13 protein-coding genes are annotated in these 15,578 nt (G+C 40.7%); 4 read left to right on the top strand and 9 right to left on the bottom strand.

The features are described from left to right. Positions 1–845: 845 nt before the first annotated feature. The 6 genes from aroF to AC5JL8_RS08770 form a co-directional block, all read right to left on the bottom strand. Entirely contained in the window at positions 846–1,901 is a 1,056-nt protein-coding gene (aroF, locus tag AC5JL8_RS08795) for a 3-deoxy-7-phosphoheptulonate synthase (RefSeq protein WP_495879391.1), read from the bottom strand. A 209-nt stretch (positions 1,902–2,110) separates the two neighbouring features. Continuing rightward, on the bottom strand, positions 2,111–2,581 hold the full coding sequence (locus AC5JL8_RS08790) for a PAM68 family protein (RefSeq protein ID WP_495879390.1): 471 nt from the start codon (positions 2,579–2,581) through the stop codon (positions 2,111–2,113). 11 nt (positions 2,582–2,592) lie between these two features. Then, positions 2,593–2,862 carry a 30S ribosomal protein S15 gene (rpsO, locus tag AC5JL8_RS08785; protein WP_495879567.1) on the bottom strand — a complete coding sequence of 90 codons (270 nt, stop codon included), beginning with the start codon at positions 2,860–2,862 and terminating at the stop codon, positions 2,593–2,595. A gap of 93 nt (positions 2,863–2,955) precedes the next feature. Beyond that, entirely contained in the window at positions 2,956–4,626 is a 1,671-nt protein-coding gene (locus AC5JL8_RS08780) for an alpha-amylase family glycosyl hydrolase (protein WP_495879389.1), read from the bottom strand. A gap of 223 nt (positions 4,627–4,849) precedes the next feature. Continuing rightward, positions 4,850–5,704: a cyanophycinase gene (locus AC5JL8_RS08775; RefSeq protein ID WP_495879388.1), complete on the bottom strand. Its 855-nt coding sequence runs from the start codon at positions 5,702–5,704 to the stop codon at positions 4,850–4,852. Positions 5,705–6,040: 336 nt separating this feature from the next. Continuing rightward, on the bottom strand, positions 6,041–6,244 hold the full coding sequence (locus AC5JL8_RS08770; RefSeq protein ID WP_495879387.1) for a hypothetical protein: 204 nt from the start codon (positions 6,242–6,244) through the stop codon (positions 6,041–6,043). A 348-nt stretch (positions 6,245–6,592) separates the two neighbouring features. On the opposite strand from AC5JL8_RS08770, the gene AC5JL8_RS08765 reads away from it, so the two are divergent. Next, positions 6,593–8,503: an acetate--CoA ligase family protein gene (locus AC5JL8_RS08765; protein WP_495879386.1), complete on the top strand. Its 1,911-nt coding sequence runs from the start codon at positions 6,593–6,595 to the stop codon at positions 8,501–8,503. A 311-nt stretch (positions 8,504–8,814) separates the two neighbouring features. On the opposite strand, the gene AC5JL8_RS08760 is transcribed toward AC5JL8_RS08765, so the two are convergent. The 3 genes from AC5JL8_RS08760 to AC5JL8_RS08750 form a co-directional block, all read right to left on the bottom strand. Next, positions 8,815–9,858 (bottom strand): 3-deoxy-7-phosphoheptulonate synthase, encoded by a 1,044-nt coding sequence (locus tag AC5JL8_RS08760; protein ID WP_495879385.1) that lies wholly within the window; start codon positions 9,856–9,858, stop codon positions 8,815–8,817. Positions 9,859–10,119: 261 nt separating this feature from the next. After that, a complete protein-coding gene (locus AC5JL8_RS08755; protein WP_495879384.1) occupies positions 10,120–11,778 on the bottom strand; it encodes an alpha-amylase family glycosyl hydrolase in 1,659 nt (552 codons plus the stop codon). A gap of 325 nt (positions 11,779–12,103) precedes the next feature. Further along, complete coding sequence (locus tag AC5JL8_RS08750; RefSeq protein WP_495879383.1) at positions 12,104–12,481, bottom strand: DUF1823 family protein; 378 nt, start codon at positions 12,479–12,481, stop codon at positions 12,104–12,106. Between the two features lie 259 nt (positions 12,482–12,740). Between AC5JL8_RS08750 and AC5JL8_RS08745 the strand changes: the two genes are divergently transcribed. The 3 genes from AC5JL8_RS08745 to hisD all read left to right on the top strand — a co-directional run bounded on the left by AC5JL8_RS08745 (position 12,741) and on the right by hisD (position 15,475). Further along, a complete protein-coding gene (locus tag AC5JL8_RS08745; protein ID WP_495879382.1) occupies positions 12,741–13,043 on the top strand; it encodes an acylphosphatase in 303 nt (100 codons plus the stop codon). A gap of 371 nt (positions 13,044–13,414) precedes the next feature. Further along, positions 13,415–14,032: a hypothetical protein gene (locus tag AC5JL8_RS08740; protein ID WP_495879381.1), complete on the top strand. Its 618-nt coding sequence runs from the start codon at positions 13,415–13,417 to the stop codon at positions 14,030–14,032. Between the two features lie 162 nt (positions 14,033–14,194). After that, complete coding sequence (gene hisD / locus AC5JL8_RS08735) at positions 14,195–15,475, top strand: histidinol dehydrogenase (protein ID WP_495879380.1); 1,281 nt, start codon at positions 14,195–14,197, stop codon at positions 15,473–15,475. Positions 15,476–15,578 lie beyond the last annotated feature (103 nt).

The raw sequence follows: 15,578 nt of genomic DNA, 5'->3' as shown, positions 1-15,578 counted from the left end.
CTTTAACTGCCTAATGAAAGCTCCAAATCATTGAGAGTAAGGTTGGAAAAAGTTTGATAAAAACCAACCCGAAAACGCTATTTGTAAATTCTTATGAAGCAGATTCGGGTGAGTCGCTTCGGCATAAATTAAACGAATCACAGCACTATAAATTATAAATTCAGGCATTTACGGTAACACTACATAATTTTTACTGAGGCGGCAATATTAATTTGTCATTACCCAGATTTTTGTAACAGTTAAAGTATTGCACTGACCGATATCCCGCCCTGAACTAAAGTTCGGGCTAATAACTTAAGTCCACTCAAGTGGACTGAAATCTCTGCTTAGTCCTCTTGAGAGAACTTTAGCTATTAGCCTGGGAATTCATTCCCAGGCGGGTTAGCAACGAAGCGAGAAATTTAAACAATGTAGCGGTTCATCTCATTAGTTCTGATGGATTAATCGGCGTTGCTGATTTATGGGATGAATTTTGTTTCGCGCATAGACACGGAGTGGTGAGGCAGTGCGTTGGTGAGACAGCGACGGGTACGCAGGGGGTTTCCACGCCACTTGCTACAACGCGGGAAACCCGCGCAACGCAGTGGCTCCCCATGAGCGACTGCCGAAAGGGTTAAGCGACTTGAAGCAACTGCCGCTCGCGTAGCGTATCCGTAGGATTCACCCGAAGGGTAGGCGCAAAGAAGAAATCTTTAGCCTTGGTCTTTGCATTTATGCAACGCCGATTAATCTACCATCGCAACCCTGTAGAGAAGTTGCATACAACTTCTCTACAATCTATCAAAATTGATGAAACAGACCAGTAGGTAACGACAAGTCTTCTAGAGTGAGGACATTGTTAATTTTCAAGCTAGGGCAACTGCTGGTTGCCAGCGTCCTACAGCCTTACCAATCACTGATAATTCTTGCATTAAGTGGTCAAAAGCTTCTGGTGTCAGAGATTGAGGGCCATCTGACAAAGCTTTCTTCGGGTTGGGGTGAACCTCAATCATGAGAGAATCAGATCCAGCTGCGATCGCAGCCATTGCCATTGAAGGTACAAACTCAGACCAACCTGTACCGTGACTGGGATCAATCATAATTGGTAGGTGAGTCAGCTTTCGCAAAACTGGCACTACCGATAAATCCAGGGTATTGCGAGTGAACTGGCGGTCAAAGGTGCGAATTCCTCGCTCACATAAAATTACATTCGGATTTCCCGCCGCTAAAACATACTCGGCAGCCATCAACCAGTCTTCAATAGTAGCCGCCATTCCCCGCTTTAAGAGAACTGGCTTCGGTTGTGCGCCTACTTTTTTGAGCAAGGAGAAATTCTGCATATTCCTTGCCCCTACTTGGATCATATCGGCAACTTCCACGATTTTATCCAGATCAGCTGCGTCCATGACTTCTGTAATGATCCCCATTCCGCTTACTTCCCTAGCCTTGGCTAACAATTCCAAAGCACTCTCGCCGTGTCCTTGGAAGGCGTAGGGTGAAGTTCGGGGTTTGTATGCACCACCGCGCAAAAACTTTGCTCCCGATGCCTTAACGCGCTGGGCCGTTTCTACAATCATTTCTTCGTTTTCTACAGAGCAAGGGCCCGCAACCACTACCAAGGGATGGTGTTCACCAAATACAACTGGCCCATCGGGAGTGTCAACCACCACCTCAGACGCTTCCCCATGACGGAATTGACGACTAGCACGTTTGTAAGGTAGCTCTACTCGCAACACTTGCTCAATCCAAGGGCTAACTTCCTGAATTTGTAGCGGGTCTAAGTCGGCGGTCTCACCTACTAAGCCAATAACCACTTTATGCTTACCCACAATTTTTTCTGGTGTCAGCCCCCAGCTAGTTAATTCTTCGCTGACGCGATTTATTTCCGCCTCTGGGGAACCGATTTTCATTACGACAATCATGTGAAATTCCCTTTTTAGTTGAGTTGCTTTCTAAGGGGCTTAACCTTCTGATTTTGTAACTATAGCGCTCAGTGGATTTATTGCTGAATGTTGGGTGTAAAAGAAAATCATAAATTTTAAATTAGCAATGTTGAAGTTATCAAAACACTTCAACATTCAGGCTAAAATTTACCCAACATTGCAGTCTTCTATTACCTGAGCGCTGAGTATCATACGTTCTTTTGCCGAGTTTCGCGCCAAACAGCGACCATTCTTCCCCAGTTTGTGCCGAACTCACCCAAACCGTGCCAACTACCGATTCTTTCTTCATCCCAAGAGGCAGAGAGAACACCATAAGTGATCCCCAACACTCCCAAACCGAAAAAACCCATGTTTACCAATAACACGGCAATAGGAGCTAGTTTGATGCCGGTATAGGTGGGCAGCAGATAGCTAACAACCAGGGTGGTAATGCCCAAAGCTGTCGGTATACCACAAAATCCAGCTACTCGCCGAATCATCCGCTGGCTAACAACTTGCGGAATTGCCATCTCTTCTTTGGTGAAAGGTGGCTGCTTGCCAACCTGTTTACCAGATTCCTTTGGCTGTGCTGGTGGCTGATTCTTAGCTTTTGCTGGTTTTTGGCGCTTTTTGTTTGGTTCAAAAGGCAAGCGACTGCGTTCAGATTCTTCAGCAGACATAAGCGATGTCCTTAACCACGAATTCCCAAGCGGCCAATCAAAGCTTGATATTTTTCCCGGCTTTCTTGTTGAACATAAGATAGAAGGCGTTTGCGCTGACCAATCAGCTTTAACAACCCTCTGCGAGAAGAATGGTCTTTTTTATTCGCTTGGAGATGTTGGCTGAGGCGGTTGATGCGCTCAGTTAACATGGCGATTTGAACATCGGCAGAGCCGGTATCAGTTTCGTGAACTTGGTAGTTAGAAATGATTTCTTGTTTGTGCTGTTGCGTCAGGGCCATGATCGATTCAATTTCCGATTTTTCTAAATTTATGCAGCAGTCTCTCATAATATCACAGCCCTCAAGCTGTAGGGTGAATCCACTTGACTGCTACTATTGGGAAACAAATATTTTGGCTGTGTAGGGTTGTAGGTCAGTAACCATACCATCATCCCCAGTTTCTACTTGATAGTTGGCGAACCAATCTTGCCAATGTTCAGCAATGGGGAAGTTGGGAAGATGATATTGAGTTAAATTTTCATCAGAAAAATTTACTACAACTACGACTTGAGAATCTTGCCCATCCCAACGGGCATATGCTAAAATTCTTGCCTCTACATCTTCGTGGAAAAAGTCTATATAATCACTTTGCAAAGCTAGGTTCTTTGTACGGAGGGCAATGAGTTTTTTGTAATACTCAAATAAATCGTGGTTTTCGGTTTTTTCTAACAACGGCCAAGCAATTTTCTTTGGTTGAGTAACGCTTTGGCTTTTGCGCTTATGTTCACCAAATTCTTCTCCCATCCACAGCATTGGTACACCCATCGCTGTCATCAATAGCACAGCGGCTAATTTGGCTCGTGTAAATGCTGCTTCATCAAAGATACCCGATTCGCCTAATTCTCTAAATAAACGTTCGCGATCGTGTGTTGCCAAATAATTTATCGCATTTGTAGCAGTTTTATAACCCTGCCGTCTGGGTTCTAAGACCTGCTTGAGATTTTCTAAGTCAAATTTTTCACCGCAAATATGTGGAACTATAAAGTAGTGAAAACTTTCATGCCAGCAAGCATCCATTGGCCCTTCTGGTGCTGTGACTTTGCTGGTGTCAGGAATGTGTTCGGCAATATTGTAAAACGGCTTGCGGACACTATTGTTTTTTGCTTGTTGGGCAAGCCAGTCCATAAATTCAAAGTTAGCTAATTGGCGCACTGCATCATAGCGGATTCCGTCAATGTGATACTCTTGCACCCAAAAGCGCACTACATCCCCGATATATTTCCAAGCAGGTTTAACGTCTAATTCTTCGTCATAGTTATCGTAGTTCAACTCTGGCCCCCAGTAATTTTCTGGGTCTTCGGGATAATGCATGTGTTCGTAGTACCAGTAATTTCTATCAATTAGCATTAACGGGCACTCTTCATCAGTATGGTTATAAATTCCATCAATGAAAACCCGAATGCCTCTACTATGGCACTCATCAATAAATCGCTTTAAATCTGCTGTTGAACCATAGCTAGATTCTGTAGCGAAGAAGTGACGTATTTTGTAGCCCCAGCTATAATCTCCAGGATACTCATTCACTGGCATTAATTCAATTGCATTAATGCCTAATTCTCGTAGGTAATCTAACTTTTCAATAGCATCTAAATATTTTCCTCGTTTCTCACTATCAACCTCGCCGCCAGTAAAATCAGCAACGTGCATTTCATATATTATTAATTCTTTATTTTCTGGTAATGGCGTATCGTCATGCTGCCAAATATAACTATCAACGATTCGCTTACCATTTTTAATCTGCAATACACCGACTTTTTTTTGTTCATCAACGTCTGTTGCATAAGGGTCGATGACTTCTACCCATTCATCAGGTGCAAAATTAGGACTTTTACTCTGAACACGAAATTTATATTGATAAATACCGTCCTCTAGTTCTGTTTGGGTGCGAAAATAACCGTCTTCTCCTTTTTCCATTGGGATTTCTTGCCATTCGGAAAATGACCCGATTAAGGCAGCTCCTTTGTTACGAGGAGCAAACAATTTAAATTCAATTAACTTTGCCATCTCAACCTGTTAGAAAATGTCTAGAGTTCCATTGAAGAAAATTTGCTTGTAGGAAACGACTGTTTTTGATTAAGAATAAAATCATGAATCCCCCCCATTTCCTGAAAAATGGGACTATTTCAACCCTATTTTCCGGGCGTTAGTTGGGGGATTCTGATAAAAATAGACATTACTAATCGATAAATATTGACTCCCCACTTAATTCAAATGCATCTAATTAAAGTTAGCTATTTGCTGAACCAACAGGTATAGAAGCATCAGCTATAGAAGCGTTCTGTAGGATAGGCCTGCGACTTTTTAGATCAAACTTGTAGCCATGTGGCAAGATATGAAGTTTAGCGCCGAAAATAGCTAAAGGCTCATCTTTCAAGATTTCGTCAATATTGTTATGTGTAGCTTCTGACTCATCAACAATTGTGACTGCACCTTCACCAATCACTTCAATTTGGTTATCGGTCACTACCATAGCGGTATTTTCGTCAATGCCAAATCCTAAGTCAGCAGGTTCTTGTAACAAAGCCGAAATTAAGCGTCCCAGGCGACCACGCTGTGAAAAATGCTGATCAATTACCACTCCTGGCAAAAAGCCCATACCAGGGCCCATGTCAACAATTTCAATCCGCGGATTTGTCTCCGAATCGCCTTCTACAATCATTTTGTCAGGCATTACGGCAGCACCCGCACTTGTACCAGCCACAACTATGCCTTCAGCAAACCGTCGGTGAATAGCTTCATCGAGTACAGTACCCTTGAGAATGCTGGTAATACGAGCTTGATCTCCCCCGGTAAAAAAGACTCCAGTTGCTTTCTCAATCGCTTCTAAAGCAGTAGATGAAGATGCATCTTCACGGCTTTCTGTATCAACTATACGAACACTTTCCGCTCCCAAGCGCTCAAACACTCTAATATAATTTTCTCCAACTTCTCTTGGGAGTTCTGTTGCCGCTGTCATAATGACGATACTAGCCTTCGTTCCCCCTGCCCGTCGCAGAAACTCCCGTAGAATTTGGCAATCTCCCTCTTTATCTTCAGCACCACCAATAATCACTAGTTGCCGTTTCATTTCGCTCGCCACCATGATGTCACCTGAGATTAGTTAATCCATTTCAATAAAACATGACAATTAGAACTATAAAATCGTCCATTTGGTAGATTCAAAAATTAACTTTAAAATTGTTGGTTATGTAGATATTTCCAATCTTCAAATTTAAAATAATAAATATTATTTTTCAGTAAAACATTAATTTTTATAAATAATATTAAAAAATCAGTTTAATAAGCCTCTAGAAAATTACTCTAGAGGCTTGTTTAATTATTTTTGCTCTTTACTCCAGCCATCAGCAGCAAAACATCTTCTTTTAAAATTTTGGCTTTATTGCCATGATTTAAACATCTACAGCCAGATGGTTATTATTTAATGAAGCCGACTTCTATAAAGCAAGTTAATTAAGAAAAAACGTGCTTGCTCTAATGGAAGATGCCTGGGTTTGCCCTGATATACTATTTGGTACTCGTTGCTGTCTGGGCCATCTCCATGACCAGAAATAAGCTTGTTGTGAAAAGCTTCATCAGCAAGTTGCCGAACTTCATTTCTCAGAGCAACTTGTGTGCTGTTCATACTTTCTTTGCTGTCTCCTAAGATCCTTATTATACGTATATAAAATTTTAGAGTAGCTCGCACCTTTCAAAGGTTATATTTTTTATGGGTGATATTGCTATGAAAACTATTCTTTGCCTAGTTCTGACTGAGTAATGAAAACTTATAGGGCTTGATTATACCCTTAGATAGCTGAAAAAGTCTGGCAGTAGGGTTAGGCTGTGCCAAGAAAGGTTGAGTTTTATACTCGGATCAGCAGCAAAGCGATCGCTCCCCAAAAACTAAGGAGAATTAATTGACAATCGATGAGTCTGGATAAACGCAATCAGCGTCCGGACTTCAGGGTGTTTAGCTAAAGGTTTATTATCAATGCTGCAAGAAAAAAGCACCGATGCAGTCCGCATCAATGCCAGAAAAACTGATGTATTCGATATTTTCCACTTCAACCATTACATTGGCGCAAACCCTTATTTGAATGTAGGGGCTTTAGTATTCGATTTTGTTGTGAGTGAGTATAGAAAACCTCTGCCTATTGAGGAGTATGTTTCAATTATTAGCGATCGCTACCCACATTTAGGCAATCAAGAATACGAATCCTATGCCCATTTGTTTGCCCAAACTGCATCAGAAGTAGGTAAGCTGGACATGGGTTTACACTTAAGCCGCTGGAGTGTAAAATCATCTTCAAATGATGTGCGTATTGCTCTAGAGTCGCTTCATGAACGCACTACTAAAGGAGTAGTCTACTTTGTATGGGACTGGTTTGAAGCCATAGACCGAGATGCAGACTTTCTATTTGATGAGGAGTTAGTGCGGCTACAAAATAGATTTCGACAATCTGTCTACGGTGGCCCTACAGTATACGCCTTATTGCGGACAGCCCACGCTAAAGGTATTCCAGTTTTTTACCTGTGGGAAGAAGGACTAATGCAATATGGTTATGGAAAAAACCATATTCGTGGTGTAGCAACAACTTTTGACTGTGATAGTCACATTGATTCTGACTTTACAACTCGTAAAGATGACTGCAAAGCTTTTCTACACACGTTAGGTTTCCCAGTACCAAAGGGCGATATTGTTGTATCCGAAAAGGAAGCCCTAGCAGTAGCAAGAGAAATTGGCTATCCCGTTGCAGTCAAACCTGTAGTCGGTCACAAAGGAATTGGTGTGACGGCTGATGTGCAGGACTCCCTAGAATTACAATCTGCTTATGATCGGGCACTTGCTGCGATTCCAGAAGAACAACCCACACGAATAATTGTGGAGAAAAGCATATCTGGATCAGATTTTCGCTTGCTATGTGTTGATGGTAAATTCATCGCCGCAACCGAACGCCGCCCAGCATCGATTGTAGGCAATGGATATTCAACGATTGATGAGTTAATTAGACAAGAAAATCGCAAACCTGCTCGTTTGGATACACCCACTTCGCCAATGAGCAAAATCCAGCGTGATGACGCGATGGAATTGTACCTAGAAGAACAAGGCTTGTCGTTGGATAGCGTCGTTGAGAAAGACCGCACTGTGTATCTGCGTAAAGTAGCTAATCTCTCAGCTGGCGGTATGAGTATTAATGCAACGCATACAGTTCACCATGACAATATTATTTTGGCGCAAGACATTGCCCAACACTTCCGCCTGACTTGCCTTGGTATTGATGTCATTGCTCCAAGTCTTTCAGAATCGTGGAAATCTGGCAACTTTGCCATCTTAGAAATCAACGCCGCACCTGGCATTTTGATGCATCTTAACCCTGCTATTGGAGAAAGCGTTGATGTACCTTCCCATATTCTGGGAACTTTCTTTGAGTCAGGTACAGATGCCAGAATACCAATTATCACCTTTAATAAAATTGCAGTTCAGGAACTGCAAGAAACGATTGACCATATTCTTTTGCAACATCCTGACTGGATAATTGGTGCTGTTTGCCGTGATGCAGTTTTCGTAAATCGCTCGAAAAAAGTAATCAGTAAAGATTACAACAGCAACATCCAAAGTTTGTTACGTAATCCAAAACTGGATTTACTGATTGCCGAGTATGGGGGAGATATCCTGGAAAAGGATGGTATGTTTTACCAGGGTAGTAACATGGTCGTTCTAGATAATCCCACTGAGCCTGAAATGATGTTAGTGCGGGATGTTTTTGATGGTTCTACTGTGGTGATTAGAAAAGGAAACGATATTTCTATTAGCCGCAAGGGTTTAATTGAAGATTACACCTTGGGAGAAGAGGAACCATTTACACGAGTTTATTTGAAAGAAGTTGGCACGGTTTTGTAAGTAGAAAATTAGGCGTTCTAGATATCTGCATAAGGAGGTGAATGTCATTATTACATAGCAATACATTACCTCCTCAAATTTAATTGAGGAGGTAAATTATTAGTTTGTATTGGTTTTGCGTACACCAATTTGATTTTGTGCTTTGCAATGCTTTCAGTATCTAAGAAAAGCTTTTTAAATTTAAATGGCAGAAATTTTTTGTTATACCATATCGATTTTTATCTTTATTTGTAATACGATACCCTACCTCAAAACAATCTTAAAAAGCCGCTAGATGCTTACTAGCGGCTGTAATCTGCGTATCACTAAAACTACTTAAGTTTTTCGTAGGCTGCTAAAATAATTTTTTCTGTTTCCTCCCAGCCAATACATTTATCAGTGACTGAAACACCGTATTGTAATTCCTCTTTTTTACAAGTAAGCGGTTGGCTACCTTCATACAAATTCGATTCCAGCATCATGCCAACTATTGAGGTATTGCCATCAACAATTTGTTGAGTAACGTCTTCAAATACAGAAGCTTGCCGTCTGTAGTCTTTATTTGTATTACCATGACTACAGTCAATCACGATTCGCGGTGGTAAACTTGCCTCTTTTAACTTTTGTTCCACTAGTTTCACATTTTCTGCATCGAAATTTGGCTGATTACCACCCCTTAAAATAACGTGACCGTAAGGATTGCCTCTAGTTTGAAATACGCTGACTTGTCCGTCTTGATTAATTCCTAGAAAATTGTGGGGGTTTCTAGCTGAGTGCAGGGCATTTAAAGCCACTTGAATGTTACCATCAGTCCCGTTTTTAAAACCCACAGGCATCGAAAGTCCACTTGCCATTTCACGGTGAGTTTGTGATTCGGTTGTGCGCGCTCCAATTGCAGACCAGGCAATTAGTTCACTAATGTACTGAGGTATAATCGGGTCTAGAGCTTCTGTAGCAGCAGGTAATCCTAATTCAGCAATTTGTAAAAGCAAGCTACGGGCAATTAATAAACCGTTTTCTACATGGAAAGAATCATCCATCTCAGGATCGTTAATTAAACCTTTCCATCCTACTGTTGTTCTGGGTTTTTCAAAGTAAACCCGCATAATCAACAGTAGTTTGTCTTGGACTTTCTCAGCCAGAATATTTAGTTTTTCTGAATATTCTAGTGCTGCTTTTGGATCGTGGATTGAACAGGGCCCAACTACTATAAATTTTCTTCTATCCTGGAAATCTAGAATTTGCTCTAATTCTTGTCTAGATTTCAAAACTGTGTGTTCAGCTAGTGGAGTTAAAGGTAATTTTGTTTTTACTTCGTTGGGAGTTAATAAGACGTGAGAATTCTCAATGTTGGCGTCGAATAATTGGTTGTGCATGGAGCAGAACTTGTGATTTACGCTGCTGTGTTCTAGCGTAAAAATTATATACACATTTTAAAGACAAAGTGTATTATAAAATTAAAGACTTTTTCTAAATTGCTACTGTATTACTATATAAAATAATAATTAAACGTGTTTAATTAGACCAAACAAGTGCGGATAATTCAGTTAGCCATATTAATATTGTAAATAAAAAGGGGGCAGTACTCCCCCCTTTTATTGGTTACTAAATAGATAAACCTGTAAAGGCGTATCTATTTATTGCCAAACAAACACTTTGGCTTCGTAGGGCCCTATATCAGTTATGATGCCATCATCACCAGCTTCGACATCATAATTACCTGTCCACTCGTGCCATGTGCCACTACAGGGAAAATTAGGAACATGATACTCAGCTAAGAAGTTTTCTGAGAAATTTGCTACAACAACTACACGAGAACCACCATCATTCCAACGGCTGTAGGCTAGGACTTTTGCTTCTGGATTTTCGTGGATAAAATCGATATTCTCTGTGTAGAGTGCATGACTAGTTTTACGCAAATTAACCAAGCCTTTATAGTATTCAAACAAACTAGAATTTAAGCCATTACCTAGTAATGTCCAATCAATTTTGGCTGATTCGGGTTGTTTGGGTTTGTATTCACCAAATTCTTCACCCATCCAAATCAAAGGTACGCCAACAGATGTTACTAGAATCGCTGTTCCTAACTTAACGCGTTTAAAGGCTTCTTCATCAAAAATATTACGATTACCTAGTTCCACCATAAGACGATCATGGTCGTGGTTGGTGAGGTAATTTACGACGTTGGTTGCACCCATGAAGCCTTGACGTTTACAGTCAATTACATCTTTGAGGTTTTCTAAATCAAAAGTATCACCACAAATGTGTTCTGTAATTATATAACGGAAACTGTCATGCCAGCAACCATCCATTGGGCCATCGATATTGGTAATGCTGGTAGTTTCAGGTATGTGTTCTGCAATATTGTAAAAAGGTTTAGAACCAGCAGCTTTTTTCGCTTCTTGAACAATCCAGTGCATGAAATCGTAATTGGCAATCTGCCGTGCTGCATCATAGCGAATACCATCTAAGTGATATTCTTCAACCCAAAATCTTACGGTATCACCGACAAATTTTCGTGCCGGATATGTGTCTAAATTTTCGTCATAGTGTTCATAATTGAACTCAGGCCCCCAACTATTATCAGGGTCACGAGGCTCGTGATGATACCAATAATCGTGGTCGATTTGTGTTAATGGGCTAGAAGCTTCTGAGTGATTATAAATACCGTCCATAATGACGCGAATGCCTCTAGCATGACACTCATCAATGAGGTTTTTTAACCCAGCTGTCGAACCATAACTGGATTCAGGTGCAAAAAAATGGCGGGGATTGTAACCCCAGCTATAATCACCTGGATATTCTTTAACTGGCATCAACTCAATAGCGTTGATTCCCAGTTCACATAAATAATCTAGTTTTTCAATAACGTGTTTATATTTGCCTCGTGCATAAGGATCATCTTCGCCACCAGAGAAGTCTCCAACATGCAATTCATAAATGATTAACTCGTGGTCAGCAGGTAGAGGTTTATCATCATGTTGCCAAACGTATGTATCGATAATCCTTTCGCCATCTTTAATCCGAACAATACCATTATCTTTACCGCCAAATTCGTCAATATCAGTTGCATAAGGATCTGTGACATCAACCCACTGTTCTGGTTCTAAAAACCATGAGTTTGATTGCACACGGAATTTATATTGATATTCCCCATCTTCTAATTCAACAGAAGTACGAAAATAACCATCATCACCTTTTTCCATAGGAATTTCTTTCCAGTCGGAAAAAGAACCAATTAATACTGCTCCTTTGTTGTAGGGTGCAAATAAATTAAATTCAATTGGCTTTGCCATATATGTGATTTTTGGAAGTAGAAATACTTGGTAAAAGTATTCTCTGATTTCCTATTAAATTAGCCAATCGTTCCCTAGAAATATTTAATTAAGCAATACGTCTATCTAAAGTAATAATTTTTTGATTTGGTGATTTTTGCTAAAAGAAAATTATTTAATCAGTTAAATACTTGCTGATTTTGAATACCAATATATTTTATAGTAAAAACTTTTGAGCATCAGTGCCGAGTGGTTTTTACTCATAAATAAAGTTTAAAAAGCAAATAATTAGCAGATATTTGAAGGCAAAATTATCATGATATGCCTAAATATCTGCTACTTAAAATTAGCCCAAGTCTTCGCTAGTTTGTTGGAGATAACTTAACAACCAATTCGCAGCTGTTGCCCTGCGAGTCTGCCGAGGGCCGAATTCGCCAATTTTGTAACCTTTAAAACCCAACTTTTCTTTGAGTATTTGTTTGTTGTGTTGAGGGATAGAACGAGTCAATTTGACTGTTGCAGGACGACTATCAATAAAATCTGGTGGTTGTGGGTACTCATCGCGCCATTCTGACGCTACTTCGCTAGTGTCCCATTGTTCATTTGCACTGTTGTAGCGATAACCTAAATAGTGCCATACTAAATGGTTGACTGTGGCATCATCAATTGTCTCATTGAGAATTGCCCAAATAGTTTCTGTATTGAGTGGTGGCAAGTTAGACATAAGCAAGTTGAAGTTTCAAATTGACGCATTAATAAATTGAGAATTGGGGATGTAGTTGATGGTTAACAGTTCTCTATGCATCCTAATAGCGATCGCAATCCAGGTAGTGAACAACAATTTATCACTATTAACCAGCTAGACTACTAAATATAGGGATAATTTTATCCCTAGCCACATCTGCGGTAAGAACCATCAGCCAAGACTCAGTTGTGCATTGACAAACCAAGTAGACTAAAAATCGTAAATAATAGACCAATCAATGCAGAATTTCACACCACACCCAAAGCTTATCCGTGCCCATTTAATCATTTCTGGCCGAGTTCAAGGAGTTGGCTATCGCTACGCCACAGTAGATACAGCTAGCCAGTTGGGATTAACAGGTTGGGTGCGAAATCTCCCTGATAGTCGAGTGGAAGCAGTCTTTGAAGGGTCACGAGAAGTTGTGGAAGAGATGATTCGCTGGTGTCATGCTGGCCCTCCAGCTGCTGTGGTGAAAAATGTTGAGGTTGAATACGAACAACCAGAAGGTTTACAGAGATTTGAAGTTAAACGGTTAGACTAAAACTTATACTTACGTAAGTGAATATTATTATCTGCAAGGTTGATGTATCCCTTACGGTTAAAGCTGGAGGTTTGTATGCCTTCCTGCATGAAAACGAAGTATAATATTTTCATCATTTATCCTGCTTTTTGTCAGAAAATAGTGAAATCGTCTGTTTGATTTCTTCACTCGGTAAAGTTTGGTTTAGAGTAGCTTATTGCATAAGCAACGATCAAAATTGAAGCTATATTTGTAGTATGCTCATCTGCGAATTAAGGTAATACCCATAAAGGATAAGCACTCATAATTAATTTTCGGATAAGTTAAATAGCTAAATTTTTGATTCAGTTATGTTAATGCAGTCTAAGGGTAAAAATCAAAGAATTGGGAGTTTGACTAGACTTGCAAGAGTAGGATTGAGTCTAGCATCTTTGAGTTTGGCTACAGCAAGCATAATTTCCTCCAAGCCAGTGGTAGCTAATGAAAACCAAAGAATGGCCACAGCATCTACGGAACTACCAGTAGTAAAATCGGCGGCTTTGGGTACGGATATGAATGTACCTTGGTCAAAGCCTGTAAGGATTGACGATCCTTTTGAAGGAAATTATCTGGGGATTTTTGACCGAAATTATTTCTGGCGAAACGTTATTGATAATAATGCTAGGGTTGACGTGATTAGCCTTTGGAGCCGGAATTCTGTTCGCCTTTTGTTAGCTTACCGCGATCGCAATTGCTCGTATGGTTCATACTACCACGCCTTTAGAGCAATACCGGAGTGTTTAGTATCTAATAACACACTAAAGATTACTAATCTCTATATTAAACTAGGCGATCGCGTCTTTCGTTTAGAAGGAAACAACAGTAGATTTAAAGTCAGCAACGAGTTAGCAACGGCTCTCAAAAATTCACCTGCTCAAAATGTGAGTATTAGACTTTTATCAGAAACTGGAGAATCGGTAGATAGCGAAATAGGTAAAAAAACTGTAGAAGCTTGGAAAGCTATTTACTGAAGAAGGTCTCGAAGAAAAATTCACATCTATAGCAACTGAAGAATGGTATATCATTTATGCTGAAAAATTAAGCTTTTTTAGGGATAAATTTGGGGTAAAATGTCATTGTTTGTACCCCGATTTCAAATACTTATTGACCTTAGCGCTTCTAAAATACTGTCCATGCAGCTACTTCAAACAATCGACAAAGATTTTTCTGCTAGATTCAAAGCCCTTGTGAACGATCGCCGGGAAGCAACTGTTGATGTTAGCGGGACAGTAAGAGATATTCTATCTGATGTCAAAGTGCGTGGTGATGCCGCAGTCAAGGATTATACAAGCCGCTTTGACCACTTCAACTTACAGTCTTTGCGTCTGAGTAATAGCTTTATTGCCGAACACGCAGCCCAATGTTCCCCTGATGTGAAAGCAGCATTAGAGGTGGCTGCTGAACGGATTGCGGTTTTTCATCACAAACAATTGCCGCTAGATATTGGCTATACCGATGCCGTAGGGGTCAAGCTCGGATTAAATTGGGTAGCACTGGCTACCGTGGGGATTTATGTTCCCGGAGGGCGAGCCAGCTATCCTAGTTCTGTATTGATGAATGCCTTACCTGCCAAAATTGCCGGGGTGGATAGAATTGTCATGACAGTACCGATGCCTCGCGGTGAAATCAATCCCGCAGTACTCGCAGCAGCGCAAATTGCTGGCGTGACAGAAATCTACGGTATTGGTGGGGCACAAGCAGTAGCAGCACTAGCTTATGGAACAGAAAGTATTGCTCCTGTCGATAAAATTGTCGGCCCTGGTAATGCTTATGTTGCTGAAGCAAAACGACAAGTATTTGGCAGGGTGGGAATTGACAGTATTGCAGGCCCATCAGAAATTTTAGTTGTCGCAGATAGCAAAAATGATCCAAACTGGATTGCTTGGGATTTGCTCTCACAAGCAGAACATGATCCCAGTGCGCAGTCAATTTTGATTACGGATTCTGAAACATTTGCTCAGGAAGTGATCAAGGCGGTTGAGCAGATTTTGACAAATTTAGCTACCAGGGAGGTGGCTACTGCCAGTTGGCAACAACACGCAGCCATAATTCTTGTAAGTGATTTGATAGAAAGTATTCCCCTAATAAATCAGCTAGCTCCAGAGCATGTGGAATTGTGCGTAGATAACCCACAATTGCTTGCTAACCAAATTAAGTGTGCTGGTAGCCTGTTTTTGGGACGCTATACACCAGAAGCAATTGGCGATTATTTAGGTGGGCCAAACCATGTGTTGCCTACAGCACGTTCTGCCCGCTTTGCCTCTGGCTTGAGTGTCTACGATTTTCTCAAGCGGATTACTTATTTGGAATGTAATCAACAGGCATTGGAAACAATAGGCAAAGCAGCTATCACCCTAGCAGAAGCAGAAGGTTTACCAGCTCATGCAGGTAGTGTGGCTGTGCGGTTAACTTGAACGGATAAGTGTTTGGAAAGTCCAATACTAGATTCATCTCATCACAGATGCCTGCAACTATGCCTTACTTGGTCAATATCCTGTACCCTGATATCTAATGGCG

This window comes from Mojavia sp. (assembly GCF_059505145.1).
Note: the sequence above shows the minus strand (reverse complement) of the source record. Positions and strands in the feature narration are given on the sequence as shown.

Excerpts from the sequence above, each read along its gene's own strand:
- aroF (WP_495879391.1), bottom strand. The coding sequence starts at position 1,901 with ATGATTGTCGTAATGAAAATCGGTTCCCCAGAGGCGGAAATAAATCGC.
- AC5JL8_RS08790 (WP_495879390.1), bottom strand. The coding sequence starts at position 2,581 with ATGTCTGCTGAAGAATCTGAACGCAGTCGCTTGCCTTTTGAACCAAAC.
- rpsO (WP_495879567.1), bottom strand. The coding sequence starts at position 2,862 with ATGGCCCTGACGCAACAGCACAAACAAGAAATCATTTCTAACTACCAA.
- AC5JL8_RS08780 (WP_495879389.1), bottom strand. The coding sequence starts at position 4,626 with ATGGCAAAGTTAATTGAATTTAAATTGTTTGCTCCTCGTAACAAAGGA.
- AC5JL8_RS08775 (WP_495879388.1), bottom strand. The coding sequence starts at position 5,704 with ATGGTGGCGAGCGAAATGAAACGGCAACTAGTGATTATTGGTGGTGCT.
- AC5JL8_RS08770 (WP_495879387.1), bottom strand. The coding sequence starts at position 6,244 with ATGAACAGCACACAAGTTGCTCTGAGAAATGAAGTTCGGCAACTTGCT.
- AC5JL8_RS08765 (WP_495879386.1), top strand. The coding sequence starts at position 6,593 with ATGCTGCAAGAAAAAAGCACCGATGCAGTCCGCATCAATGCCAGAAAA.
- AC5JL8_RS08760 (WP_495879385.1), bottom strand. The coding sequence starts at position 9,858 with ATGCACAACCAATTATTCGACGCCAACATTGAGAATTCTCACGTCTTA.
- AC5JL8_RS08755 (WP_495879384.1), bottom strand. The coding sequence starts at position 11,778 with ATGGCAAAGCCAATTGAATTTAATTTATTTGCACCCTACAACAAAGGA.
- AC5JL8_RS08750 (WP_495879383.1), bottom strand. The coding sequence starts at position 12,481 with ATGTCTAACTTGCCACCACTCAATACAGAAACTATTTGGGCAATTCTC.
- AC5JL8_RS08745 (WP_495879382.1), top strand. The coding sequence starts at position 12,741 with ATGCAGAATTTCACACCACACCCAAAGCTTATCCGTGCCCATTTAATC.
- hisD (WP_495879380.1), top strand. The coding sequence starts at position 14,195 with ATGCAGCTACTTCAAACAATCGACAAAGATTTTTCTGCTAGATTCAAA.